The sequence below is a fragment of the Streptomyces sp. ATLC9 genome, from assembly GCF_057196705.1.
Map to the genome: position 1 here is coordinate 1 of NZ_JBXUOY010000019.1, position 23,181 is coordinate 23,181.

Sequence of the window (23,181 nt, forward strand, 5' to 3'; positions counted from 1 at the left end):
GCGCCCCGCGCGGGCCCCCCGGGCCGGCGGCTCAGGGGAGGGGAGCGGGGGAGACGTACCGCACCGTGTTCTCGAAGGCCACGCCGTGGCTCTTCACGTCGATGGCGATCCGGTCCCCGTCGGCGATGCGGAACCCGTCGTGGAAGCTGGCCTCGTCGGCGCCCAGGAGTACGTAGTTGACCAGGCCGGGCCGCCGTACCGCGGGAAACGAGAACAGGTGCTCCACCATGTCCCGCACCCGGAAGTACAGGGCGTCGCCGCCGCAGTCGAAGTTGCCCTCCCAGGCGGCCGCGCCGTCCCGCTCGATGGTGACCCGGCCGGTCACCGACTGCGGCGGCTCCCCCAGGAACAGCCAGGGCGCCAGGGCGGTGTCGCACAGCTTGCAGTACGGGTTGTAACCGGGGTCCTTGCGGTGCAGGCCGATGTCGCACAGGTCGTTGCCGAAGGTGTAGCCCGCGTAGTGCGGGGTGCCGTCGGCGTCGTTGACGTAGACGAGGGCCACCTCGGGCTCCTCTATGAGGGCGACCGGGTTCGCGGGCACGTTCAGCGCCTCGCCCGGCAGCCGCACCCAGTCGCCGAAACCCTTGAAGAACCACTTGGGCGGTGTGAAGTCCCCGCCCTCCGGGGCGGTCTGTCCGCCCCACTTCTTCTTGTGCGTGCCCATGAAGCCGCTCAGCAGCGCGCTCCCGGAGTCCGTCGGCAGCAGCGGGGGCAGCAACCGCACCTCCGGGTCGCCGGCGGTGACGGTCACCGTCTCGGCGCCCTCGGCGACGGCGGCCCTGAGAGCGGCCTCCGAGCCGTCGGTGGTGACGAAGGCCGCGGCCAGCCGTCCGTCGGCCACCCGGTACAGAGTCTGCGGCGTGCCGGCCTCGGGCCGTCCGAAGCCGACATGGCGCTCACCCCTGTAGGTGGCCTCGAAAAGAGCGGGAAGGGACATGGGAAGGATCCTCCTGGGACTGGTGGTGGTCAGGGCTGGGGGGAGAGGGTGCCGGCGGACGCGCGGACGAGGTCGGCCAGGGCCTCGCCGACCTGCTCCAACGCTCCCCGGATCCACGGCAGTCCGAGCGGCTCCACCGCGGTGAGGGCGGCCGTGCGCTGCTCGTCGGTGTCGCCGTAGAGACGGCTCGTGGCGGCCCGGATCCGCAGGGCGGTCCCGGGCTCCCCGAAGGCGCTCGCCGGAAGGACCCCGATGCCGTGGCGCTCGCTGAGGAACCGGGCCAGCTCCTCGCCGTCGTGCACGCCGTGGGCGCTGGACAGGAGGTCCCGGAGCGGCTCGAAGTCCGGGTACAGGTAGCAGGTGGCACGCACCGGGGCGAGGGAGGCCCCGGCCGCGACGAAGCGGCCGGCGACCGCGCGCACCACTGCTTCGTGCAGTCTGCGGGCGGCCGCGACGTGCTCGGTGATCTCCGGCGGTTCACCGAACGCGTACGCTGCCGCGGTCTGCACGGGCGCCGGAGGGCTGGACCAGATCTGGCTGGCGACTGAGACGAGGCGGGTGTGCAGGGCGCGTCCGATGTCGCTGTCGGGGAGCCGGGCCACACCGGTGCGCCAGCCGCCGACGGCCAGGCTCTTGGTGAGCCCCGTGGTGATGACGGTGCGCTCGGGCGCGTGCAGGGCCGGCGACTCGGCGGGAGCCGAGGTGTCGTAGACGAGATCGCGGTAGATCTCGTCGGACACGACGACCAGGTCGAGCTCCCGGGCCGTCGCCGCCAGGCGCCGCACCGTGTCGGGCGAGGCGACGGTGCCGGTCGGGTTGTCCGGTACCGTCACCACCACGGACCGGGGGTTCCGCCCGGCAGCACGTGCCTCGGCGACCGCCTCGCGCAGCCGGTCCGGATCGGGCACCCCGCCCTGGCCGGGCACGATCGGCACGGGGACGGGCCGGCCCCCCGCGAGCCGGGCCTGCGCCGTGTAGCTGACCCAGCTCGGCACGGGCACCACCACATCGCCCCCGAGGGCGAGCAGCAGCGCGAACAGCAGCGATTTGCTCCCCGGACCGGCCACGACCAGCCCGGGGTCGACACCGAGACCGCGCCGCCCCCAGTACCCGGCGGCGGCGGCACGCAGCGCGTGACCGCCGGCCACGGGGCCGTACGCGCTCTCGCCCGCCGCGGCGGCGAGCCGCTCCCGCAGGGCGGGGTGCACGGTCAGACCGATCTCTCCGCTGGCCATGGACAGGACCTGCTCCCCGGCGCGGCGCCTGCGGGCCAGGGCCTCGTCGGCGGCGAGGGTCGCCGACATGGAGACCGGTGTCGGTTCGTGCATAACAGACTCCAAGGTGAAGGGCTCGGGAGGGGCGGGGAAGGCCTCCCCAGGGGGTCCGGAAACCGTTCAGCCGGCCGTCAGGGCGTACCGCTGCCGCAGCTCCGCCTTGCGGACCTTGCCGGTCAGGGTCTTGGGCAGGGCGGGCAGCAGCTCCACGCGGTCCGGCAGGAAGAGGGAGCCGTGGCCCGCCTCCCTCAGATGGGCGCGGACCTCGTCGAGCGAGGGCCCCGTTCCGCCGCGGGGGACCACCACGGCGCAGATCACCGTCCCGTCGTCGCCCGCCGCGGAGGGCAGACCCACCAAGGCCGCCTCCACGGCCTTCGGGTGGCTGCCGATGACCGCCTCCAGCTCCGTCATGGGCGCCACGAGGCCGTCGCGGACGATCGCGTCGCGGGCACGGCCGACGATGCGGATGCCGCCGCGGCCGTCGTCCCGCGCGAGGTCCCCCGTGTCGAACCAGCCGTCCGCGCCGAACTCCGCCGCGAACGCCTCCTCGCGCCTGTAGTAGCCGAGGGCCAGGGAGGCCCCGCGCACCCTGAGCCGGCCCACGAGGTCGCGCTCGCCGTCGAAGCCGGCCGGGTCGATGCGCGTCTGCATGGCGTCGATGGCGCGTCCGTTGCTGTGTGCGGCCCAGTCCTCCGGGTCCCCGGGCCGGGTCATGGTCACCGGGCCGTTCTCGGACATGCCCCACAGCGAGTGGGTGCGCGCGCCGAGAGTCCCGTGCACCGCGTCGGCCAGCTCCGCGAGGACCGGAGCGGAGCCGATGACCACGTGCCGCAGCGTACTCGTGTCGCGCCTCTCGTCCCGCTGCGAGGCGACCACGTCGGCGAGCGTGGCGGGCGGCCCGTACAGGAGCGTGGCGCCGTAGCGCTCCACCAGGTCCAGGAGCGCCGCGTTGTCGCGCATGTCCTGGAAGGAGACGGTGCCGCCGAGCATCACGCCCGCGAGGATGCCCTGGGCGAAACCCGAGTAGTGCACGAGCGGCGTGGACACGGCGGCGACCCAGGAACCGTCGAGTCCGAAGGCGTCGACGTAGCCGCGTACGGCGGAGTGGACCGTGTTCTGACTGTGCAGCACGCCCTTGGACTCGCCGGTGGTTCCGGAGGTGAACAGGACCACGAAGGGCTCGTCGGCCGTGAGAGCCAGGCCGTCCAGCCCGGTGCCCCGGTGCTGTTCCCGGGCTGCGGCGACGAAGTGGTCGTGGAAGGAGAGGGCCCCTTCGGGGGCCGGCCCGTCCACCACCAGGACGTGTTCGAGGGCGGGGAGCTCGCCCTTGAGCGCGGTGACCACGCGCGCCAGGGGCGTGCCCGACCAGTCCGGGAGCGTGACGCACACCCGGGCGCCCGTGAGGCCGAGACGGTGGCGCAGCTCCTCCTCCGGGCAGATCGGCGAGATCGGGCAGACGACGGCGCCCACACGCATGCAGGCGAACATCAGGGGAACCATCTCCCACCGGTTGGGGAGCTGGACGGCGACGAAGTCACCGCGCTGTACGCCGAGTTCGATCAGCGCCATGGCGAACCGGTCGGTCAGCCGGTCCAGTTCGGCGTAGTCGAGGGTGTCGGTCCGGGACTCGGTGATGCGACGGCCCGCGATGGCGAGTTTGCGCGGGCGCTCGCGCGCGTGGCGGTGCAGGTCGTCGAGGAACGTCTCGTCCCGCCACCAGCCGCGGCGCCGGTACTCGGCCGCCCGCTCCTCGGGCGAAACGGCTTCCGGGCCGAGGAACGCGGCCGAGGCCTCCGTGGCCGCCGTACTCATCGGCGCTCCTTCCCGCGGGCGGCGAGCAGCTCCGGCAGCGGGTCCCCGGCCCGCGCGGCGGCGATCTCCAGGAGGTCCAGGGTGTTGCGGCGCACCCGGGCGCCGACCCAGTCGAAGACCCACGCCTTGCGCTCGTCGGCCGGCAGGTCGAAGGGAACGACCCGGGTCACGGCCAGGGCGGCCGAGGCGGCTCCGCCGATGTTGGCGATCACACCGGGGACCAGGACGGCGCCCGAGGCCATCAGCTTCTCCTTCGCCTCCGCGCTGGAGGCGATGTTGGCGCCCTCGACGATCAGGCCGGCGCGCAGCCGGTGCACGTTCTCGGCGTTGATCGCGTGCTTCTGCGCCGCCAGGATCAGCAGGTCGGCGTCGATGTCGAGCCAGGCGTCCGGCCGGCTGGAGACGGTGACGTGCTGCGGCAGGCGGGACCGGTCGATGCGCCCGAACTCGTCGGTCACGGCCATCAGGTCGGCCACCGGCAGCCGGTCCGCGCTGATGGTGCCCTGAACGTCGGCGACGCCCACGACGACGTGTCCGCGCTCCTCCAGGAACCGCGCGACCGCACGGCCCACGGCACCGAAGCCCTGCACCACGACCCGGGCCGCCTCCTTGTGGCCGCTCGTCTCCAGGGCGGTGACCGCGGCGACTCCGACGCCGTGCCCGGTGCAGTCGATCAGCGGCTCGTAGTAGGTGCGCCAGTCGATCGGCATGTCCGGGGCGCCCAGCCGGTAGCGCGGGTCGTAACCGGCCTCGTCGAAGAAGACGGCCCGGTCGGCGGGGGTGACGCCCATGTCGATGCCGAGGTGGATACCGCCGTGCAGCAGCGGCTTGACGGTGCGGCCGAAGGTGCGGAAGGTCTGCTCGCGGTCACCGCCCGCGGAGACGATGCCGGCCTTGGCACCGCCGATGGGCAGGCCGGCGAGCGTGAACTTCTGCGTCATGTCACGGGCGAGGTCCGCCACCTCCTCCTCCGTGACGCCCGCGGTCATCCGCGTGCCGCCCATCGCCAGGCCGTTGTAGAGCGTGTCGACGACCACCCAGCCCTTGATGTCGCCGCCGCTGCCGTTCAGATGCGCGGTGAACGCGGGCTCCGGGGGGTTCTGCTCGTCGCTCATCCCCAACTCCTTCGGTAGGTAGATGTGTACGGTCGGTGTGCGCGTTCGCGCCGGGGCGCGAGCCGGCCCTCACTGGTAAAGCTGTGCGAAGCCCCGCAGGATCTCCAGCCCGTCGCTGCGGAACTCCAGATGAGCCTGTGAGCCGAGGATCCGGCCGTCGTCGGAGCGCAGGAACTCCACGGGAGCGTGTTCGGAGCGGCCGATGGAACGGAAGCCCTCGGGGGCTTCCCGGAGGTAGAGGGTGTGGCGGTGGAAGACCGTCACCGTCGGCTTCACATAGGCGAAGAGCGGCTCCTCCGTGTCGACCTGCGCCTCGTAACCGCCGACCCGCTGGGGGCCCTCGGAGAGCCGGCCGCCCGCCGCGACGGCGAGGATCTGCATCCCGCCGCAGATGCCGAAGACCGGGACGTCGGCGCTCATGAGGAGGTCGACGAGAGGCTTGTAGTAGCCGAGGTTGTAGGCGCGGACCTTGGTGCCGCTCAGGACGATCGCCTGGTAGCGGCCGTCGAGCCGGGCCGGCACGGACGCCACGTCGACCGCCTCGGTGTCCGAGTCCAGCTCCTCGAAGCGTCTGCGGAGCTGTTTCAGGGACAGTGTTCCGTTGTTGACGACGAGTACACGGGATCGAGTCATGTGCGCGCTCCTCAGGGTCGGGTGATGACGGTGCCGCTGCCGGCGGTGAGCAGGTCGGTGACGGGCGCACTCCCGATGACGACCTGCTCCACGCCCCGCTCCAGTGCCTCGCCCGCGGCGCGCAACTTCTTCCGCATGCCGCCGGTCGCGCCCTTGTCGCGGAACCTGGCCGCGGCCTCCGCGCCGATCCGCCGCACAGGCTTCCCGTCGATCAGCAGGTGCGCGACATCGGTGACGAGGACCAGGTCGGCGGCACCGGTGGCGCCGGCGATGGCGGCGGCGGCCCTGTCGGCGTCGGTGTTCACCTCCCGGCCCGCCGTGTTCCGGGCCAGCGGGGTGACCAGGCGGGCGTGACCCGGGCGCAGGCCCTCCAGCGGCGCCGTGTCCACCCCGGTGATCGGGCCGACGAGGTTCTCCATCTCGACGAGTTGCTTGTCCCGCCACCACCAGCGCTCGCCCTCGCCCGCCTCGACCAGGCCGTCGCTGCCGAGCAGCCGCTCCGCGGCGATACCGCGCGACGCCAGCCGCCCGATGACCTCCTCGCCCAGCTTGGCGCTGACGGTCTTGATGTCGTCGATGACCTCGGGCGTGGTCCAGCGGCTCTGGTTGCCGTACCGGTCGCGCAGGATCGCCGAGGGCTCGCTGTAGCGCGGACTCAGCCGCTTCAGCGGCTTGGACCAGCCGTGCACGAGGATCAGCGGGTTGTGCTCCCCGTGCCGGGCCAGGTCGTCCCACCAGGCGCCTTCGAGGTCGTCGAGGCAACTGCCGCCCAGCTTCACCACGGTCGGCCGCACCGCCGACTCCCGGGTCTTCGGTGTCCGGCTCATGCGGGCATCACCGGCTGCATCGCCAGGCCCGTCTCCTCGGGCAGCCCGAACCGCTTGTTCGCGGCCTGCACGGCCTGACCGGCGGCGCCCTTGACGAGGTTGTCGAGGGCGGCGAGGACGACGATGCGGTCACCCTCGTCGTCGCGCATGACCGTCACGTCACAGAAGTTGGAACCCAGGACGGCCTGCGGGTCGGGCACCGGGATCAGCGTCTCCGCGTGCCGCCGCACCCGCACGAAGCGGTGCTCCCTGTAGAAGCGGACGTACGCTCGTTGCAGTTCGCGCTGGTCGACGGTCTCGTCCGTGAACACGTACGAGCTGGCGAGCAGGCCGCGCACGTGCGAGACACCGTATGCGGACATGCTCAGGGAACCGACGGAGCCGGGTTTGTTCCGCTCCAGGAAGTCGCGGACCTCGGCCGCGTGCCGGTGTCCGGTCGGGGCGTACGGGGCGATGGCGCCGTTGCGCAGGGGGTGCAGGTCGGCGGTGCGCAGTTGGAGGCCGCCGCCGCTGGAGCCGCTCTTGCCGTCCACCACCACGGTCCTCAGATCCATGCCGAGGCCCAGAGTGAGCGGCGCGAGCCCGAGCGTGATCGCGGTGGCGTAGCAGCCGGGCAGCGAGATCAGGGCGGCGTCCGCCATCTGGTCGCCGACCAGTTCCGGCACGCCGTACACGAAGCGGTCCGCCAGATCGGTGCGCCGTTTCGCCTTCGGGTACCAGCGGTCGTGCAGTTCCGGTGTGCGGATGCGGAAGGCGCCGCTGAGATCGATGACGGCCGCGGTCCGGTCGGCGAGCAGCGCGGCCAGGTCGGCCGAGACCGGCGCCGGAGTGGCCAGGAAGACCACGTCGGCCCGGTCGGCGGTCTCCTCGGTGACGGGCTCCACCGTCAGCCCCAGGTCGAGGCGCAGACCCGGGTGCAGCTCGGCCGGGCGCCGGCCGACGTGGGAGGAACCGCCGAGGAAGGTCAGCTCCATGTCGGGGTGCTGGGTGATCAGTCTGATGAGTTCACCGCCGGCGAGCCCGGAGGCGCCGACGACTCCTGCACGGATCATGAGAGCATCTCCTGGACGTGGCGGCCGACGGCCGATGGGACGTCCGCTCCGGTCGCCGAGGCCACCGCCCGGAAACCGGGCGCGTGGTTGACCTCGTTGACGACGTAGCCGTCGGGGGTGCGGAAGAGGTCGACCCCGTAGATGCCGGCGCCGAGTTCGGCCACCACGGTGTCGATGATCTTCAGGACGTCGGGGTCGTGGGCGACGGCGCGGCTGTCGTTGCCGAGCGCCGCGTTGTTGCGCCAGTCGGTGCCGCCGCTCCTGAACTCGGCGGCACCGACCAGCTCCCGGCCGATGACGAGGCAGCGCACCGAGGTGCCGCCGTCCAGGTACGGCTCCACCAGGCAGGCCTGTTCGAAGGCGTGCCCGAGGTCCTCGACGTAGTCGTAGACGGACTGGGCGGTGTCGGCGTGCCGGATCAGCGTGACCCGTTTGCCCATACCGCCGAAGACCGGCTTGAGGACCAGCGGCACCCCCATCTCGTCGAGGGCCCTGGTGAAGTCCTTGCGGGACAGCACGAGCCGGAAGTCGGGCACGGGGACGCCCGCGGAGCGCAGCACGGTGCGCAGGACCGCCTTGTTCTCACAGGCGTTGATCGCCCTGGCGGTGTTGAGAACGGGCACCCCGGCCGCCTCGGCGAGCGTGGCGATCAGACCACCGCGGGTGTAGCTGCGGCTGCGCACCAGCAGCGCCTCGTAGTCGGTCACGGAAGGGGCGTCCGGGTGGCCGAGGCACAGGGACTCGTCGTTGATCCAGTCGATACGCAGACCGGAGTCCGGGGCGGCGTCGATCAGCCGGCGTTCCTCCCAGCCGATCCGGTCCGCGGCGATTGCCACTCTCATGGGCATGTCACTGGCCCCAGTCGCGGAGCTGCACCTCGACCATCTGCAGGGAGAGCCTGCCGTCCCGGACCTCCTCGACGCGCAGCGTGAGCATGCACTCGGGGCAGGAGAGCGTCTCGCCCCGGACGATCGGGGGGACGGTCAGGTCGGTCTCGCATTCGGGGCAGGTGCCGGTGAAGGTGGCGGTGGGCATGACTCAACTCCGTGTGTCGTCGTGGGATTGATCGGGTTCGGCGGAACTCGCCGGAACGGGGAATGGGTCAGGCGGCCTGGAAGTCGATGGCGGCCTTGCGGATCGCGTCCCGGTCCATGAGGGGGTCCCCGTCGCGCTCCTGCCGCTCGATGAGCCACGGGGTGAAGGCGTCGGCGTCGACGAGGACGCCCGAGCCGTCGAGCGCCCACCTCACGAGCGCGGGGGTGAGACGTGTGCGGACGCGCAGCTCGCGCGCGTTGCCGACGAGTTCGGCGGGCAGCGTCTCGTACGCCTCCGGGTGGCTGAGCTGCCCCGGCAGCTCGTAGGCGAACGCGTGCGGTGTGGTCGGCCCGGACTGGAAGGCGTCGCCCAGGCCGGAACCCCTCAGCGCGACCCGCGACAGCTCGGTGAGGTGGGTCAGGTCGAAGCGGGTGTCGTCGTGGATGACGCGCAGGGAGGTGAGCAGTTCGGCCAGCGGGGCGTTGCCGCCGCGCTCGCCGATGCCGCCCACGGTCGCCGAGATCCACTGCGCTCCCGCGCGGACGGCGGCGAGCGAGTTGGCGACGGCCATGCCCAGCATGTTGTGCGAGTGGATCTCGATCTCGGACCCCTCGATCGCGGTGAGGTCGGCGATCACCTTCTCCATCTGCCATGGTGACAGGTACGCGACGGTCTCGGCGAGCCGGAACCGGTCGGCGCCGGCCTCGAAGCCCGCGGTGACGTAGGGGACGAGCCGTTCCCTGGGCGTGCGGGCGCCGTCCTCGCCACTGAAGGTGACGTGGAAGCCGCGCTCCTTGGCCTGCGAGATGGCCGAGCGGGCCAGCGCGTGCAGGAACCTGGGGCTGGACGAGCCGAGCTTCAGCCCGGCGTGCTGCTCGGACGTGGGTATGGAGTACATGATGTGACGGACACCGAGCCGCTCGGCCTCGTCGAGGGCCTTGGCGACCTGTCGGCGGTCCCGCACCACCACGAGGGTCATGCTGCGCTCGGGGGTGACGGCCTCGTGGGTGGCGAGGACGAGGTCGGCGTCCTTGGAGTCCGGGCCGGACACCATGCCCACCTCGACCAGGGAGACGCCGGTCCTCACCAGCAGGTCCGCGATGACCGCGGCGTCCTCGGGGCCGAACTCGACGCCGGCCATGTGCGCGGAGTCCCGTAGGGTCGCGTCGGATATGCGGGGCGGTCCCGGATATCTCTCGGGGCTTTTCGGGGAGGTCATTTTCCTCAACTCCTTCTTGCGGATTTTCCGGGTGAACCGAAGTCGGAGATTTCGGTGGGCGGCGCTCTACAGGTTTCACCGGACAGCGGCGCGAGACAAGGCGGCCGAGGTCAGAACTCTGTGGGGAACTGTCAAGGAATGTCAGGCAGGAAAAGGAGTGCAAGGCCGGTGTGCGACGGGCGTTATTTCGTCCGGCGTCGGCCCCCGCCGCCGCGGCGTTCCCCCTACCGTGCCGCCATGGACCTTTTCTCACTCCCCAGGCTCGGAGTCGTGGTTCCTCCGGAGAACCCCACCGCAGAACCGGAGTTCAACCAGTTGCTCGGTTCCCTCCTCAACGTGTACGCCTCCCGTTTTCCGATGACGCCGGGAAAGAGCCTCAGGGCCATGCTGGAGACGTACAACCGCGTACTCCCCGACACTCTCGGCGCCTTCGGCGGTATGGAGCTGGACGTCGCCGTGGTGGCCTGCAGCGCTTCGCACTACCTGCTGGATCCCGGGGGCGACCGGGCGCTGTGCGAGGAGTTGTCGGCGCGCGCGGGCTTCCCCGTGCGGTCCTCGACGCAGGCGATACTCGAGGCCTGCGCGGCGCTCGGGACGACCCGCCTGACGCTCGTCTCGCCGTACCAGCCGTGGCTCACCGACACCTCCCGCGCCTTCTGGGAGCGGGCCGGGCTCAAGGTCGACGGCGTGGTGGTGGTTCCGGCGGCGCGGCGCCCGGACCACTACGACCCGTACCGGGTGACCACACGGGCGATAATGAAGCGGCTGCGAGAGCACCGGCTTCCCGACGGCTCCGCGCTGCTGTTCACAGGCACCGGCATGGGGACGCTCGCCGCCCTCACCGAACTCGCCGGGGAGGACGCCTCCCGCCCTCTGCTGTCCTCGAATCTGGCATCCGCCTGGTGGGCGCTGCGTACGGCGGGACACGGCCCCGGCGACGCGCACCCGCTGCTGCGACTCCTGGACGACCGGGCGGCGTGACACAGCGCGGAACCCCGGGCGGCGCTCCGCCCGGGGTTCCGCGACCGGGTGCGCGGGCGCTCAGCCCGCGGACACCTCCTGCGCCTGCCGGGCGTGCCCCATGCGGTAGCCGACCCCGCGGACCGTGATGATCCAGCGGCTGGATCCCAGCTTCGCCCGCAGACTGCTCACGTGGGTGTCGATGGTGCGGCTGGTCTGCACCCAGGAGTTTCCCCACACCTTGGCCATCAGCTCCTTCCGGGAGACCACGGCCCCGGGGTCGGCGGCCAAGGCGTAGAGCAGCTCGAACTCCTTCGACGTGACGTCGACGACCTGGTCGCGCAGACGCACCTCCCGCGTCCGCGGATCGATGTGGAGCGGGTTCAGGGAGATGGTCTCCGGCATCGGCGGCTCGGAGCGGACACGACGCAGTACCGCCTCGATGCGGGCCCCCAGTTCCCGGTGACCCCAGGTGGTCGCGACGCAGTCGTCGGCGCCCGCCTTCAGGGCGAGGACCCGCTCCAGCTCGCTGTCGGCGTGGGTGAAGGCGATCAGCGGGACGTTGCTCTCGGCCCTCAGGGACCGGCACATTTCCAGGCCGTCGATGTCGGGCAGATCCAGGGAGAGCAGCACCAGACTGGCGTTGTGGTGGGCGCGCAGGGCGTGTGCCCCCGTGCCGACGCTGTGAGCCGAGTACCCCTGCCTGCGCAGGTCGTGCACCATGGCTTCGGCGGCGGAGGTCTCTCGCTCCACCACGAGTACGTTTCTCATGTGCCCAGGACCTCTCTCTCCGCGCCCGGTCAGCCGGCGGCTCTGGCCGGCGCCGTGTGCGGTACCGGGGTCACGCTGAGGGAACGGGAGGTGCTGTGGAGGTGCTGGTGGACGTAGGCGGCCGAGACCATGGTCATGTGGTGGTGCCAGCCGGGAAAGGAACGACCCGCGAAGTCGAGCGCGCCGAACCGCTCCCGCAGCGTGGTGACGGCGGACCGGACGGCGGTGCGGCTGCCCACGAGTGCCATGATCTCCTCCACACAACGGTCCGTCAGACTGGTGAGCCAGTACCGGGCGGGCTGCCGGCCGTCCGGAACACGCACTTCCAGGAGCCGGTAGCGTTGTGGGCCGCCTTCTCTGTCGGTGTCGTGCCGCGGCAGGCGCACCGTCCCGGCGTACACGCGGATCGGCGCCGTTCCGGGGAGGCTTCCCGCTGTCCGGCACTCCGCCGCGTACGGCCGCCGGGTGCGCCGCATGTCCAGCAGCCGGCCGGCGGTGGTCACGGGGGAGGCGTGGCGCCTGGCGAGCACGGGCTGGTCCGGTTCGACCTCGCACACCACGTCGAACCGGTACCGGGCGAGCCCGGCCAGCAGCTCACCCGCGTCGCCGCACCGTGCGAGGCCGATGACCCAGGGCACGCGCGGCAGCCGTGGCTGTGAGGCGACGGCTGCCGCGTGGTCGAGGATGTGGGAGCTCACGGGACGCGCGGTCTCCGTCTCCGGGATGCGCGCCCGGCGTCTGCGCTGCCGGTCCAGGGTCCAGGAGTCGTCGAGGACCAGGCTCCAGCCCACCGGGAAGCAGTGGGCGTCCGCGGAGAGGAAGAGCCCCACGGCCTGCTGGCAGTTGAGGAACCGCCCGGTCGCGGTGTTCAACCTGCGGTGCACGCCCACCGAGTGCACGCCGCGCTTGGGAATGGTCAGCTCGGCGACGACCCAGGCGTGGGGCGTCGTGTTCGAGGCGACCCATAAGGCCAGTCTGCGGCGCACCGGCTCCCAGTCCCAGGGGCTGGCGTTGATGAACTGGTGCAGGCCGTGCGCAGTCGCCGAAGGCAGCAGCCCGGCCTGCACCATGCGCTGCGGTGTCTTCCTGCCGGGCGCGTGGATCAGTCCCCGCAGATATGCCCGTGCCCAACGACGCTGCTCCGCACGGTGGAGAGGTTCGAAGACCTCCTCCAGGAACTCCTGCGTGTGCGAGCCTCCGCCTGCCACGGTCGTAGGCACTCCGCTTGACGACATGTAACGCTACGCCCCCTCATACTCGCGTCGTTCGCACCTGAAGCCGGTGCACGGCCGTCTGTACGGGGAATAAAAATACCTTCTCGAAGGAAAAATTTGCAGGCCGGTGACCGAGTTCGCGATTTCCTTTCCTGACCTGCTCGAACACTGTCCGGTAGGGCGCCCGCCGGGGCATCGCCGAGGAAACCCGAATCCCCCCGGGGGAGGGGGGAGGGGCGGGAGCGGGCCCCGCCCGTTCCCATGGCCCCGGACTCCGCGCCCGGGCATGGGCGACCGCCGAAGGCCGGGGTCGGTGTGCCTTCGGCGGCTGTCCGGGGAAGCGGTGCGGACCGGTCTCCGTCCGGGAAGGGGGGAGCCCCCGGCCGACGGGCCCCGGACTTCGCCGACCGGGGCCCGGGGCCCGTTCTATACGCCGGGCCGCTTGGCGGGGAAGCCGTGCTTGTGCGCCATGAGGACGACCGCGAGCACCGGGGCCAGGAGCAGCATCACGGCCCAGGGGAAGGACTCGCTGCCGATCACGTCGAGCAGGACGCCGCCGACGATGCCGCCGCCCGCCATGGCGACGTTCCACAGCGTCACCAGCATCGCCTGCGCCGCGTCGGCGGCCTCGCCACCGGCGTCGCCGGCGGCCGTCTGCAGCAGCGTGGGAACGCCGCCCCAGCCCAGGCCCCACAGGGCAGAGGCGAGGTATACGAGGGCCGCGTTGTCGGCGACCACCGCGAGCAGCGCGGCGGCCACGGCGACCAGCAGCACGCTGGCGACCGTCAGCGAGCGCAGCCGGCGGTGGATCTGCGCCCCCACGATCCAGATGCTGACCAGCGAGGCGCCTCCGAAGACGAGCAGCACCAGGTCGGTGTCGTCGCCCATGCCCAGGTCGTGGACGAACGTGGCGATGTAGGCGTACAGGATGGTGTGGGCCAGGACGAAGACGAGGACGACGAACAGGACGGGGGACACTCCGGGGACGCGCAGTGCCCCCAGCATCTTCGGCCGCTCCCCGCGCGCCTGCCCCGGGTAGTCGGGTACGCCCACGAAGATCCACAGCAGCAGCACCACCGTGAGCGCCGTCATCGACAGGAATGCCGCGCGCCAGCCGAGCACCGAGCCGAGGAAGGCGCCGGCGGGTACACCGAGGGAGAGTGCGACCGGGATGCCCGCCATGGCGATGGCGATGGCCCTGCCCTGCAGGCGGACGGGCGCCATGCGCCTGGCGTATCCGACGAGCAGGGCCCAGGCCAGACCGGCGGCGATACCCGCGACGAACCGCGCCACCATCGTCAGGCTGTAGACCGACGACAGGGCCGTGACGGTGTTGGCGACGGCGAAGCCCGCCATCGACGTCAGCAGCAGGTGCTTGCGCCGCCAGCCGGCGGTGGCCGCACTCAGGGGGATCGCGGTCAGGACGGTGCCGATCGCGTAGATCGTGACGGTCTGGCCGGCCGCCGACTCCCTGACGTTCAGGCTGTCGCTCATCGAGGGGAGGAGGCCGGCGGGAAGGGTCTCGGTGAGGCTGGTGATGAAGACGGCCGTGGACAGGGCCAGCAGGGCGAAGAGAGGCAGCTTCTCCTGCTCCCCGCCCCCGCTGTTCGCAGGCGGCGCGGCACGGGTGCCCGGGCCGGGGGGATCCGCGATCTCAGGTGAGGTGCTCATGTGTTGTGCTCCGGGTCTCGGGGAACGTGGATGTCTTCTGCCAACGGGGTTGCGGTCACGGACTGCCGAGGCCGCCGTCGACGGGGAGCCGGGCGCCGGTCGTGAACGTCGCGTCCGTCGCCAGGAACAGCGCGGCGCGGGCCACTTCCTCGGCGGAGCCGAGACGACCGAGCGGTGGCAGCAGCGCGGCGCCGTTCGCCGGCGCCTCGATGCAGCCCGGCACCACCGCGTTGACACGGATGCCGCGGGCGGCCAGCTCGGCGGCGAGCTCGCGTACGGCGGCGGGGGCGGTGAACACGATCCCGCCACCGTCCCTGAGGTACGGCAGTAGCGGGCGCGCCGTGGCCACGGCGTCGGCGAACACGAAGTCGACGCCGTGGCCGGCCGGCCAGGGGCCGTGCTCGACGGCTGCCGGGGCGACGACCCGGGCGGCGGAACCCAGCTCGGCGCTCGCGTACGCGCGCTCCCGCGGGGTGCGGGCGGTCAGCAGGACCTCCGCGCCTCCCTCCACCAGGCGCTTGGCGATGGCCAGGTCGATACCGGTGGCCTGGCCGACGACGACCGCCCTTCTCCCCGCGTACCTGGTCATGCCCGCCGCTCCCTTCCGGCGCCCTGTGCTTCCGGGAGCGCCACGTCATCCGGCGAACAAGAGAGTGGACGAAGGTGCTTCGGACGGGCTTCGGAGCCGCTGACGGTCCACTGACGACACCCCCCGGGAGCGGGCGTGTACGGTTGCTCACATGCGGTTTGGGGTGCTCGGGCCACTTGCGGTGTGGGACGATGAGGGGGAAGCGGTCAAGGTTCCCGAGGCCAAGGTCCGGACGCTGCTGGCGGACCTGCTCGCGCACGGCGGCAATCCGGTCTCCGCGGACCGTCTCATCCACGACCTGTGGGGTGACGGGCCGCCGGGCAAGCCGGCGGGAGCACTCCAGGCCAAGGTCTCCCAGTTGCGCCGCGTCCTCGGCCGAGACCGTGTGGTGAGAGAGGGAGCGGGTTACCGCCTGCGGCTCGACCCGGCCGCCGACGAGGTGGACGCCGACCGCTTCCGGACTCTCGTGGCCGAGGCCGGTCCCGTGCGCGACCCCCACGGGCGGGCCACGCTGCTCACCGAAGCCCTCGGCCTGTGGCGGGGCCCCGCGTACGCGGACTTCGCCGACGAGGAGTTCGCGCGTGGGCCCGCACACCGCCTCACGGAACAGAGGCTGTCCGTTCTGGAGGAGCAGGCCGAGGCGCGTCTGGCGGCGGGAGACCACGTGCTCCTCGCGGGGGAGTTGGCCGACCTGGTGGCCCGGTACCCGATGAGGGAGCGCCTGCGCGCCGTCCAGATACGGGCGCTCTACCTCGCGGGCCGCCAGAGCGAGGCCCTGGCGTCGTACGAGGATCTGCGCGCCCACCTGGTCGGGGAACTGGGCGTCGACCCCGGCCCCGAACTCAGCGCGCTGCACCAGGCGGTGCTCCGTCAGGACCCGGCGCTCCGCCGGGACCCGCTTCTCCCGGCGCGGTCCGCGCCGGGCCCCGTCCGGGCCGGAACGGCTTCCGCGCCGGCCGCGCTGCCACCCGTACCGGCCCGCGAGCCGGCGTCCGGCACGGTCGGCCCGCAGCCGGCGCCGCCCGCAGCGGGCCCCGGATCGAACCTGCCCGTTCCGCTCACTCCCCTCATCGGCCGTGGCCAGGCCCTCGCCCGGCTCTCCCGGCTCCTGGACACCGCACGCCTGGTGACCCTCACCGGGCCCGGTGGTGTCGGCAAGACCCGCCTGGGGGGGGGGGGGGGGGGCGGGGGGGGGGGGGGGGGGGCGGGCGGGGGGGGGGGGGGGGGGTGGGGCGGGGGGGGCGGGGGGGCCGGCGCAGCGCGCCGCCGCGCGCGCCGCCCGGCCCCCCCCCCGGCGGGCGGGTACCCCGACGGGGTCTGGCTCGTGGAGTTCGCAGGCGTTCGAGCCGGAACCTCCGCAGACCTCGCCCAGATCGTCGCCGCCACCCTCGGCATTCGGGAGAACACCCCCTCCGCACTGCCGGGCAACGGAACCGGCGCCGGCACCGGGGAGCAGCCCCCCGCGCGCCGTCTCGCCGCCGCCCTGCGGGACCGCTGCGTCCTGCTGGTCCTGGACAACTGCGAGCACGTCGTCGACGCCGCCGCCGAACTCGCCGAGCTGCTGCTGCGCACCGCGCCCGGCCTGCGCGTGCTGGCCACCAGCCAGGAGCCGCTCGGCCTGGCGGGGGAGGCCGTGTTCCTGGTCGAGCCCCTGCGGACCGGCGACGCCGTACGCCTGTTCACCGAACGCGCCGCCGCCTCCACCTCCGGCTTCCACCCCGACCTGGGGGCGTCCGACCGCGAGGCCGTCGCCGAGATCTGCCGCCGCCTCGACGGCATCCCGCTCGCCCTGGAACTCGCCGCCACCCGCGTTCGCGCTCTGGGGGTACGGGAACTGGCGTCCCGTCTCGGCGACCGGTTCCGGGTGCTGACCTCCCGGCAGCGTGGCGCGCCCGCACGTCAGCAGACCCTGCGGGCCATGATCGACTGGAGCTGGGAACTGCTCAGCGCACCCGAGCGGATCGTCCTGCGCCGCCTCGCGGTGCACAGCGACGGCTGCGACCTGGAAGCCGCCGAGGCGACGTGCGCGGGTGACGGCGTCGCCCGCGAGGAAGTGCTCGACCTGGTCACGCGATTGGTCGACCGGTCACTGGTGGTCGTCGTGAACGGCCCCACCGGGCCCCGCTACCGGTTGCTGGAGTCCGTCACCGCGTACGCGGCGGAGCGGCTGCACGAGATGGAGGACCTCACCGCCGTACGCGACCGCCATCTGCGCTACTACCTCGCGCTCGCCGAGTGCGCCGAGCCCCGGCTGCGCGGTGCGGACCAGCGGGCCTGGCTCGCCCGTCTGGATTCCGAGGCCGGCAATCTGCGCGCGGCACTCGACGAGGGGATCCGCCGGGCCGCCGAGGGACGGGCCGCCGAGGCGGTGAGGCTCGTCACCGCCCTGTCCTGGTGGTGGCTGCTGTGCGGGCGCATCACCGAGGCCCGCCGCAGTCTGGCGGCCGTGCTGGCCGCGGCCGGGGGCAAAGTGCCGGAAACCGTCCTGCTGCACGCCGCGTTCGCGCTGCTCACCGGTGACCGAACGGAGGTGGACCTCGACACGACCGCCGACGCCGTCCCCGACCCCGTGCGCCGCGCCCGCGCCCTGTGGTTGTGCGCGTACGGGATGTTCAGCGCGGGTGAGGCCGCCGCGGGCGACCAACTCAACGCACGCGCCCTCGGCCTCTTCACCGCGGCGGGCGATCGGTGGGGGACCGCCGCCGCTCTCGGTCTGCGGGCGACACTCGCGCTGGTCCGCGGCGACCTCGCCGAACTCGGCCGCGACGGCCTGCGCAGCACTGAACTCTTCCGCGAACTGGGGGACCGCTGGGGGGAGTTGCAGACCGTCTCGCCACTCGCCGCGCTCGCCGAGATCAGGGGTGACTACGACGACGCGGCACGCCGTCAGCGCGAAGGGCTGGGCATAGCGCGGGAACTGGGCCTGCAGACGGAGGTGTCGGCCCGGCTGTCCGGGCTCGGCCGGCTCGCGCTGCTAGCCCGGGACTGGGAGCGGGGCCGCGACCTGCACGAGCGAGCACGCCGCATCGCTGTGGAACAGGGCTACAAGTACGGTGAGATCCATTCGGAGATGGGCCTCGCGCTCGGCGCGCGCCGCTCCGGCGATCTCGACGGAGCCGAGGCACACCTGACGCGCATCCGGGACGGCTACGCCGACGTGTCCTCGGAGGCGGGCGACCACTTGCTCTTTGCCGAACTCGGCTTCGTCGCCGAACTCCGCGGCGACGCGGACCGGTCCGTGGCCTGCCACCTGCGCGGCCTGGACATCGCCCGTTTCCTGGGTGAGCCGCGCGCTCTCGCCCTCTCCCTGGAGGGCCTCGCGGGAGCGGCGGCGCTGCCCGGGCACGAGCACGCGGCCGCGTGCTCGGCCGTGCTGCTCGGAGCGGCGAACGCGGCGCGGCGCGGCCTGGAGGCCCCGCTGCCGCCCGCCGAGCGAGGAGATGTCGACCGCATCGCGGCGGCGGCCCGGCGGACCCTGGGTGAATCCGCCTTCACGGAAGCGTTCGAGCGCGGCGCACGGATGACCGCGGAGGAGGCGGTGCGCCATGCCTGCACGGCACTCGGATGGCCGGCGGGCGGGGCCGGGTGAGAACGCGCCGCGGTCCCGGACCGCACGCCGTCCCGGGGCGCGGTCGCACGCGGCCCTGCTCTCCGCCCCTCAGCAGTGCGGAGGGGCGGACGGGCACAGGCCGATGTCCTCCTCGACTCCGGGGATGACCGCCCGCAGAATCGCGATGGTCCGCTCCGGCAGATCGGCATGGTTGTTGAGCACCCAGGAGATGTGCTGCGCGCCGAAGAAGGCGGACACCAGGACGGTGGCCAGCGTGGCGGGGGGCCCGCCCCGGGAATCCGTCTTCTCCTTCCTCGCCAGCCAGGAGGTGATCAGGTCGGTGTACGCCTCGTACGGGACCGGGAGCCGGACGCCGATCAGTTGCCGCTCCAACTGCAGGCGTGCTCCCGCCTGGAGCACGGCCTCGTCGCGGAAGGCCACGGCCGTCCGGATCAGGAGCTCGACCACGGAGCTGACCGGCGGGAGCCTCAACTCCTCGACGGAGTCCGCGATGGCCGCGCTCCGGCGGTAGAACAGGTCGGTCACCGCGACCGCGAGGGCTTCCTTGTTGTCGTAGTGGAAGTAGACCGCACCCTTGGTCATCCCCGCGGAACGGGCCACGTCCAAGATGGTGACGGCCGGGTACCCCTTGACGGCGAACGCCTTGGCGGCGGCGTCGAGCACGCGCTCCCGCGTCCGCACCGCGCGTTCCTGCTTGAGCGCCTTCTCCTGGTGGGAAGCCGGTGGCCACGGGGTCACGCGTTCTACCATCCCGATGCTCTTCACAGTAGTGGTTTCCTGATGTCCGCCGGGGCTGTCCGGCACGCCCCCGGCAGCCCGGCGCACCTGCACCGCGCCGTCCCTCCCGGCCACCGCTTCGCGGGACACGCCGGGGCGTTCTGGTCGTTGTCGCCCCTTCGTCGGGAAGCAGAACAATCCATGCCTTACCTCTCCCCGGGTCTCGGGCATGGTCAGGGTCCGATTAAAAACCGTTGGGAAGGAATCTTATGTCAGAATGGCGGAAAATCGAAGGCTCCGTATGGCGCGACCGCGGCGGGCGATGGCGTCCAAGATATCGGATCCGAGCCTCTGTTCACCGTGGAGATCGCTGTTCCACGAGCCCACGGGCTCCGCGCGGACATTTCGGGCCCTGGTTCCGGGCGCTGGGAACAGGCGGCCGAGGGCGTTCCGTCGGGCACGTGCGATACCCGGTGTGACCGGAAGCCGACGTCGGGTGCGTGGCGGCGCGCCGACACCCGACGGGTGGGCCACGCCCTCGATCGAGGCGGGAACCCGGTGCGTCGCGGGGCGGCGGACACCGCGGTGGAACGGGCGGACCGGCTCCTTCCCGGGAGCGGCGCGGTGGGCTCTCCCGCAACCGCCGTACCCGTCGTCCGGCGGACCTGTGCTCAGTGGGCCGGGGGAGGCCCTTCGGTCCGGTCGGCCGGCGCCGCGGTGTTCCGCGAGAACAACTGCAGCATCTGGCAGACCTGTTCGGTGCCGTCGCGGGAGCCGTTCGACGGCATGGTGTAGTACGCGCCGAAGATCAGCGACAGGAGCAGCGAACTGATAAGCTCCGGACTCTGTGCGGAGGTCAGTTCCCTCTGCCTCTGGGCCTCGCCGACGATCCGGGTGAGCACGGCCGACAGGTCCGCCATCACCGCCGGGACCCTCCCCTGGGTGCACGCCTCCTCGCAGACGAGGCGTAAGCCGGCGCGGAACCGGATGTCCGTGTGGATACGGTGCATGAAGCCGGCCGTGATGCGGCGCAGGTTCGTCAGTGGCGGGTCACCGTCGCCTATTTCCTGCAGCAGTTCTCGCCACACCTGGTCGAACTCGGAGGTGAACACGACGGCGAGGGCGCTCTTGGAGGGGAAATGGGCGTACAGGGCGCCCTTGGTCATGCCGACATGGGCTGCTATTCGTTGCAGGTTCGCCCCTGCGTAGCCGTGTCGCGAGAACTCGTCGGCCGACGCCTCCAGGAACCTCTCCTGAGTCCTGAAGGCCCTCTCCTGTTTCGCCATGACGCCCCTCCGGAAACGCTTGGTCACCGAGAATAACAGTCCTGAGAGAATTTTTTATCGGACCCGGATCTCCGGCGTGCCCCGGAGGGGCAGGGGAGCCGGACGTCGGCCGACGAGGCTCCGGTCGGACGGGCCGGCCCCGGCCTGCGGCCCGTCCACCGGGAACTCCGCTTCCCGCACCTGCCCCGGTGCCGACCGGTGGGCTCCACGACGGCGGTATGCCGCGGCCCCGTTGTGGGCTAGGTTTGCGAGTGGGGTCCGACCGCGTTCCTCGGCCAGCGCGGTGGACCGGTGCCAGGCGCGTCGGACCGTCCGGCCGGAGCGGGATTCGGCGGGTCGGTCCGCCGGTCCTCGGCCGGGCCGTGGCCCCACGGGCGCCGGGGCACGAGCCACCGCTGCGCACGGCGAACGGGAATCACCGCAGGGCAGGCCGGGCGGTCTGCGGGGAGGCATGAAGCTGGGGGACAGGACGTGGTGAGCGCGTGATCGGCCGGCCGGCGCCGGCGGTGCTGCCCCCGTCGCCGCGTGTGTGGCTCGGGCCGGTCGCGGCCCTCGCCGCGCTGGCGGTCGCCGTGCTCGGGGTCCTGTACGCCGGCGACAGCGAGCCCGGAAGGGTGGACACGAGGATCCGGGCGGCGGTGGACGGCGCGGAGCCGTGGCGGCACGCCGCCGTGGTCACGGACTTCCTGGGGGAGCCCGTGGGAGCGGCGGCGCTGGTCGCGGCCACCGTGACGGGCTGTCTGCTGCTACGGCGTCCCCGCGCGGCGGTGCTCACCGTGGCCGCCACCGGCATGACCGTGGGGGCGACGAAGCTGCTCAAGCCCCTGGTGGGACGCACCATCCACGACGGGCACCTGTCCTACCCCAGCGGGCACACCGCCTTCCTCACCGCTCTCGCCCTGGTGGTGGCGCTGCTCGCGGCCGGCCGGCCCGGCCTCGGCGGGGCGGCGCGCGCGTCGCTCGTGCTCGCCGCGGCGGTGGTCGCCGGCGCCGCTATGGGCTGGGCGCAGGTCGCCCTGGACGCGCACTACCCGACCGACGCCGTCGGCGGCTGGTGCACCGCGCTGGCGGTGACACCGGCGACCGCGTGGCTGGTCGACCGGGCGACCGACCGGCTGGGCGGGCGTCCGCCCGGCGCCGGCCGGACGGAGCGCCGCTGACGTCACATCACGTCACGCCAGGCGGCGGAACACGGGCTTCACCGGCCGCCCGGCCAGCCAGGGGGTGGGGTCGGCCGCGTCCAGCGCCTTCCGGTACACCGCGCACGCCCGGGCCACCACCTCGACGGTGCGGTCGATGTCGGCCTCGCCGAGCGCGCTGCTCACCACGAACGACGGGGCCAGCACCCCGCCCGTGAGGAGCAGGCGCAGGAACAGGGTGCGGTACCGCTGCGACGGCCGCCGGTTCTCGTCGAGGGTGGCGAAGACCAGATTGCTGGCCCGGCCCCGGACGAGGAGGTGTTCGCCGACGCCCATGCCGGCCGCGGCGTCGCGGACACCGGCGGCCAGCCGCTCGCCGAGGGCGTGCAGCCGTGCGGTGACGCCTTCCTCGGCGTAGGTGGTGAGCACGGCCATCGCGGCCGCCAGGGAGTGTGTCTCCGCACCGTGCGTGGTGGACAGCAGGAACACCCGGTCGCCGGAGTGACGCAGTCCGCCGCGTTCCATCAGATCGCGGCGTCCGGCCAGCGCGGAGACGGCGAACCCGTTGCCCAGCGCCTTGCCGAACGTGGAGAGGTCGGGGACGACGCCGTACAGGCCCTGGGCGCCCGCCTCGGACCAGCGCAAGCCGGTGATCATCTCGTCGAAGACCAGTACGCAGCCGTGCCGGTCGGCCAGCTCGCGCAGGCCGGCGAGGTACCCGGGCGGCGGCTCGGTGTGGGTGGCGGGTTCGAGGATCAGGCAGGCGACCTCGCCCTGGTACCGGGTGAGCAGCTCCTCCGCGGCGGTCAGATCCCCGTAGGGGAAGGCCACGGTGAGCTCGTCGGTGGCCGCCGGAACGCCGGCGGACATCGGCGTGGTGCCGATGAACCAGTCGTCGACGGAGAAGAAGGGATGGTCGGCGCAGACGGCCACCCGCGGACGCCCGGTGGCGGCGCGGGCGAGGCGCACCGCGGCGGTGGTGGCGTCGGAGCCGTTCTTCGCGAACTTCACCATCTCGGCGGTCGGCACCGTGGCCAGGAAGCGCTCGGCGGCCTCGACCTCCACGATGGACGGCCGGACGAAGTTGCTGCCGCGGCCGAGTTCCCGCCGCACCGCCTCGAGCACCCGCGGGTGGGCGTGGCCGAGGCTGACCGACCGCAGGCCGGAGCCGTACTCGATGTACCGGTTGCCGTCGACGTCCCACACATGGGCACCGAGGCCGTGGCTGATGACCGGCGCCAGGTTCTCGGGGTACTGGTCGTCGCCCTTGGCGTAGGTGTGCGCGCCTCCGGGGACCATGGCGTGCAGCCGCTCGTTCGCCGCCCGCGACCGGGGCAGTGAGAACTCTTCGGTGTCCAC

General features: G+C 72.6%; 20 protein-coding genes. 3 read left to right on the forward strand and 17 right to left on the reverse strand.

Annotated elements, in window-relative coordinates; all coding sequences use genetic code 11:
* Positions 1-31 precede the first annotated feature (31 nt).
* From AC2CJA_RS03860 to AC2CJA_RS03905, 10 genes are all read right to left on the reverse strand, one after another.
* Positions 32-937, reverse strand: coding sequence for a fumarylacetoacetate (FAA) hydrolase (locus tag AC2CJA_RS03860; RefSeq protein ID WP_484601222.1), 906 nt, complete (start codon positions 935-937; stop codon positions 32-34).
* Between the two features lie 29 nt (positions 938-966).
* Positions 967-2,265 carry a pyridoxal phosphate-dependent aminotransferase gene (locus tag AC2CJA_RS03865; RefSeq protein WP_484601223.1) on the reverse strand — a complete coding sequence of 433 codons (1,299 nt, stop codon included), beginning with the start codon at positions 2,263-2,265 and terminating at the stop codon, positions 967-969.
* Positions 2,266-2,331: 66 nt separating this feature from the next.
* Positions 2,332-4,023 carry an AMP-binding protein gene (locus tag AC2CJA_RS03870; protein ID WP_484601224.1) on the reverse strand — a complete coding sequence of 564 codons (1,692 nt, stop codon included), beginning with the start codon at positions 4,021-4,023 and terminating at the stop codon, positions 2,332-2,334.
* On the reverse strand, positions 4,020-5,138 hold the full coding sequence (locus AC2CJA_RS03875) for a Glu/Leu/Phe/Val dehydrogenase dimerization domain-containing protein (protein ID WP_484601225.1): 1,119 nt from the start codon (positions 5,136-5,138) through the stop codon (positions 4,020-4,022). Before AC2CJA_RS03875 ends, AC2CJA_RS03870 begins: the two co-directional genes overlap by 4 nt.
* A 69-nt stretch (positions 5,139-5,207) precedes the next feature.
* Complete coding sequence (locus AC2CJA_RS03880; protein ID WP_484601226.1) at positions 5,208-5,771, reverse strand: type 1 glutamine amidotransferase; 564 nt, start codon at positions 5,769-5,771, stop codon at positions 5,208-5,210.
* Between the two features lie 11 nt (positions 5,772-5,782).
* Entirely contained in the window at positions 5,783-6,598 is an 816-nt protein-coding gene (locus tag AC2CJA_RS03885; RefSeq protein ID WP_484601227.1) for an amino acid kinase family protein, read from the reverse strand.
* A complete protein-coding gene (gene argC / locus AC2CJA_RS03890; RefSeq protein ID WP_484601228.1) occupies positions 6,595-7,650 on the reverse strand; it encodes an N-acetyl-gamma-glutamyl-phosphate reductase in 1,056 nt (351 codons plus the stop codon). Before argC ends, AC2CJA_RS03885 begins: the two co-directional genes overlap by 4 nt.
* Positions 7,647-8,498: an ATP-grasp domain-containing protein gene (locus AC2CJA_RS03895; protein WP_484601229.1), complete on the reverse strand. Its 852-nt coding sequence runs from the start codon at positions 8,496-8,498 to the stop codon at positions 7,647-7,649. Before AC2CJA_RS03895 ends, argC begins: the two co-directional genes overlap by 4 nt.
* 1 nt (position 8,499) lies before the next feature.
* On the reverse strand, positions 8,500-8,685 hold the full coding sequence (locus AC2CJA_RS03900) for a lysine biosynthesis protein LysW (RefSeq protein WP_484601230.1): 186 nt from the start codon (positions 8,683-8,685) through the stop codon (positions 8,500-8,502).
* 67 nt (positions 8,686-8,752) lie between these two features.
* Entirely contained in the window at positions 8,753-9,904 is a 1,152-nt protein-coding gene (locus AC2CJA_RS03905; RefSeq protein WP_484601231.1) for an isopropylmalate synthase, read from the reverse strand.
* Between the two features lie 237 nt (positions 9,905-10,141).
* Here AC2CJA_RS03905 and AC2CJA_RS03910 point away from each other — a divergent pair, with 237 nt between their 5' ends.
* On the forward strand, positions 10,142-10,885 hold the full coding sequence (locus AC2CJA_RS03910) for a maleate cis-trans isomerase family protein (RefSeq protein ID WP_484601232.1): 744 nt from the start codon (positions 10,142-10,144) through the stop codon (positions 10,883-10,885).
* A gap of 60 nt (positions 10,886-10,945) precedes the next feature.
* On the opposite strand, the gene AC2CJA_RS03915 is transcribed toward AC2CJA_RS03910, so the two are convergent.
* The 4 genes from AC2CJA_RS03915 to AC2CJA_RS03930 form a co-directional block, all read right to left on the reverse strand.
* On the reverse strand, positions 10,946-11,635 hold the full coding sequence (locus tag AC2CJA_RS03915) for a response regulator transcription factor (RefSeq protein WP_484601233.1): 690 nt from the start codon (positions 11,633-11,635) through the stop codon (positions 10,946-10,948).
* 29 nt (positions 11,636-11,664) lie between these two features.
* Positions 11,665-12,870, reverse strand: a complete 1,206-nt coding sequence (locus AC2CJA_RS03920; RefSeq protein ID WP_484601234.1) for an IS701 family transposase — start codon at positions 12,868-12,870, stop codon at positions 11,665-11,667.
* 405 nt (positions 12,871-13,275) lie between these two features.
* A complete protein-coding gene (locus AC2CJA_RS03925) occupies positions 13,276-14,520 on the reverse strand; it encodes an MFS transporter (RefSeq protein ID WP_484601235.1) in 1,245 nt (414 codons plus the stop codon).
* Between the two features lie 55 nt (positions 14,521-14,575).
* The gene (locus tag AC2CJA_RS03930) at positions 14,576-15,109 is read right to left on the reverse strand and encodes an SDR family oxidoreductase (protein ID WP_484601236.1); all 534 of its coding nucleotides are present in this window, start codon (positions 15,107-15,109) and stop codon (positions 14,576-14,578) included.
* Positions 15,110-15,260: 151 nt separating this feature from the next.
* On the opposite strand from AC2CJA_RS03930, the gene AC2CJA_RS03935 reads away from it, so the two are divergent.
* Positions 15,261-18,698, forward strand: a complete 3,438-nt coding sequence (locus AC2CJA_RS03935; protein ID WP_484601237.1) for an AfsR/SARP family transcriptional regulator — start codon at positions 15,261-15,263, stop codon at positions 18,696-18,698.
* Between the two features lie 69 nt (positions 18,699-18,767).
* Here AC2CJA_RS03935 and AC2CJA_RS03940 read toward each other — a convergent pair whose 3' ends face one another.
* Positions 18,768-19,418, reverse strand: a complete 651-nt coding sequence (locus AC2CJA_RS03940) for a ScbR family autoregulator-binding transcription factor (RefSeq protein WP_484601238.1) — start codon at positions 19,416-19,418, stop codon at positions 18,768-18,770.
* Between the two features lie 650 nt (positions 19,419-20,068).
* Complete coding sequence (locus AC2CJA_RS03945; protein ID WP_484601239.1) at positions 20,069-20,683, reverse strand: TetR family transcriptional regulator; 615 nt, start codon at positions 20,681-20,683, stop codon at positions 20,069-20,071.
* A 482-nt stretch (positions 20,684-21,165) separates the two neighbouring features.
* Between AC2CJA_RS03945 and AC2CJA_RS03950 the strand changes: the two genes are divergently transcribed.
* Positions 21,166-21,843: a phosphatase PAP2 family protein gene (locus tag AC2CJA_RS03950; protein ID WP_484601240.1), complete on the forward strand. Its 678-nt coding sequence runs from the start codon at positions 21,166-21,168 to the stop codon at positions 21,841-21,843.
* Between the two features lie 12 nt (positions 21,844-21,855).
* On the opposite strand, the gene AC2CJA_RS03955 is transcribed toward AC2CJA_RS03950, so the two are convergent.
* Entirely contained in the window at positions 21,856-23,181 is a 1,326-nt protein-coding gene (locus AC2CJA_RS03955) for a glutamate-1-semialdehyde 2,1-aminomutase (RefSeq protein ID WP_484601241.1), read from the reverse strand.

Bases quoted from the DNA above. Each gene is read 5' to 3' on its own strand.
- AC2CJA_RS03860 (WP_484601222.1), bottom strand. From the start codon at position 937: ATGTCCCTTCCCGCTCTTTTCGAGGCCACCTACAGGGGTGAGCGCCAT.
- AC2CJA_RS03865 (WP_484601223.1), bottom strand. From the start codon at position 2,265: ATGCACGAACCGACACCGGTCTCCATGTCGGCGACCCTCGCCGCCGAC.
- AC2CJA_RS03870 (WP_484601224.1), bottom strand. From the start codon at position 4,023: ATGAGTACGGCGGCCACGGAGGCCTCGGCCGCGTTCCTCGGCCCGGAA.
- AC2CJA_RS03875 (WP_484601225.1), bottom strand. From the start codon at position 5,138: ATGAGCGACGAGCAGAACCCCCCGGAGCCCGCGTTCACCGCGCATCTG.
- AC2CJA_RS03880 (WP_484601226.1), bottom strand. From the start codon at position 5,771: ATGACTCGATCCCGTGTACTCGTCGTCAACAACGGAACACTGTCCCTG.
- AC2CJA_RS03885 (WP_484601227.1), bottom strand. From the start codon at position 6,598: ATGAGCCGGACACCGAAGACCCGGGAGTCGGCGGTGCGGCCGACCGTG.
- argC (WP_484601228.1), bottom strand. From the start codon at position 7,650: ATGATCCGTGCAGGAGTCGTCGGCGCCTCCGGGCTCGCCGGCGGTGAA.
- AC2CJA_RS03895 (WP_484601229.1), bottom strand. From the start codon at position 8,498: ATGCCCATGAGAGTGGCAATCGCCGCGGACCGGATCGGCTGGGAGGAA.
- AC2CJA_RS03900 (WP_484601230.1), bottom strand. From the start codon at position 8,685: ATGCCCACCGCCACCTTCACCGGCACCTGCCCCGAATGCGAGACCGAC.
- AC2CJA_RS03905 (WP_484601231.1), bottom strand. From the start codon at position 9,904: ATGACCTCCCCGAAAAGCCCCGAGAGATATCCGGGACCGCCCCGCATA.
- AC2CJA_RS03910 (WP_484601232.1), top strand. From the start codon at position 10,142: ATGGACCTTTTCTCACTCCCCAGGCTCGGAGTCGTGGTTCCTCCGGAG.
- AC2CJA_RS03915 (WP_484601233.1), bottom strand. From the start codon at position 11,635: ATGAGAAACGTACTCGTGGTGGAGCGAGAGACCTCCGCCGCCGAAGCC.
- AC2CJA_RS03920 (WP_484601234.1), bottom strand. From the start codon at position 12,870: ATGTCGTCAAGCGGAGTGCCTACGACCGTGGCAGGCGGAGGCTCGCAC.
- AC2CJA_RS03925 (WP_484601235.1), bottom strand. From the start codon at position 14,520: ATGAGCACCTCACCTGAGATCGCGGATCCCCCCGGCCCGGGCACCCGT.
- AC2CJA_RS03930 (WP_484601236.1), bottom strand. From the start codon at position 15,109: ATGACCAGGTACGCGGGGAGAAGGGCGGTCGTCGTCGGCCAGGCCACC.
- AC2CJA_RS03935 (WP_484601237.1), top strand. From the start codon at position 15,261: ATGCGGTTTGGGGTGCTCGGGCCACTTGCGGTGTGGGACGATGAGGGG.
- AC2CJA_RS03945 (WP_484601239.1), bottom strand. From the start codon at position 20,683: ATGGCGAAACAGGAGAGGGCCTTCAGGACTCAGGAGAGGTTCCTGGAG.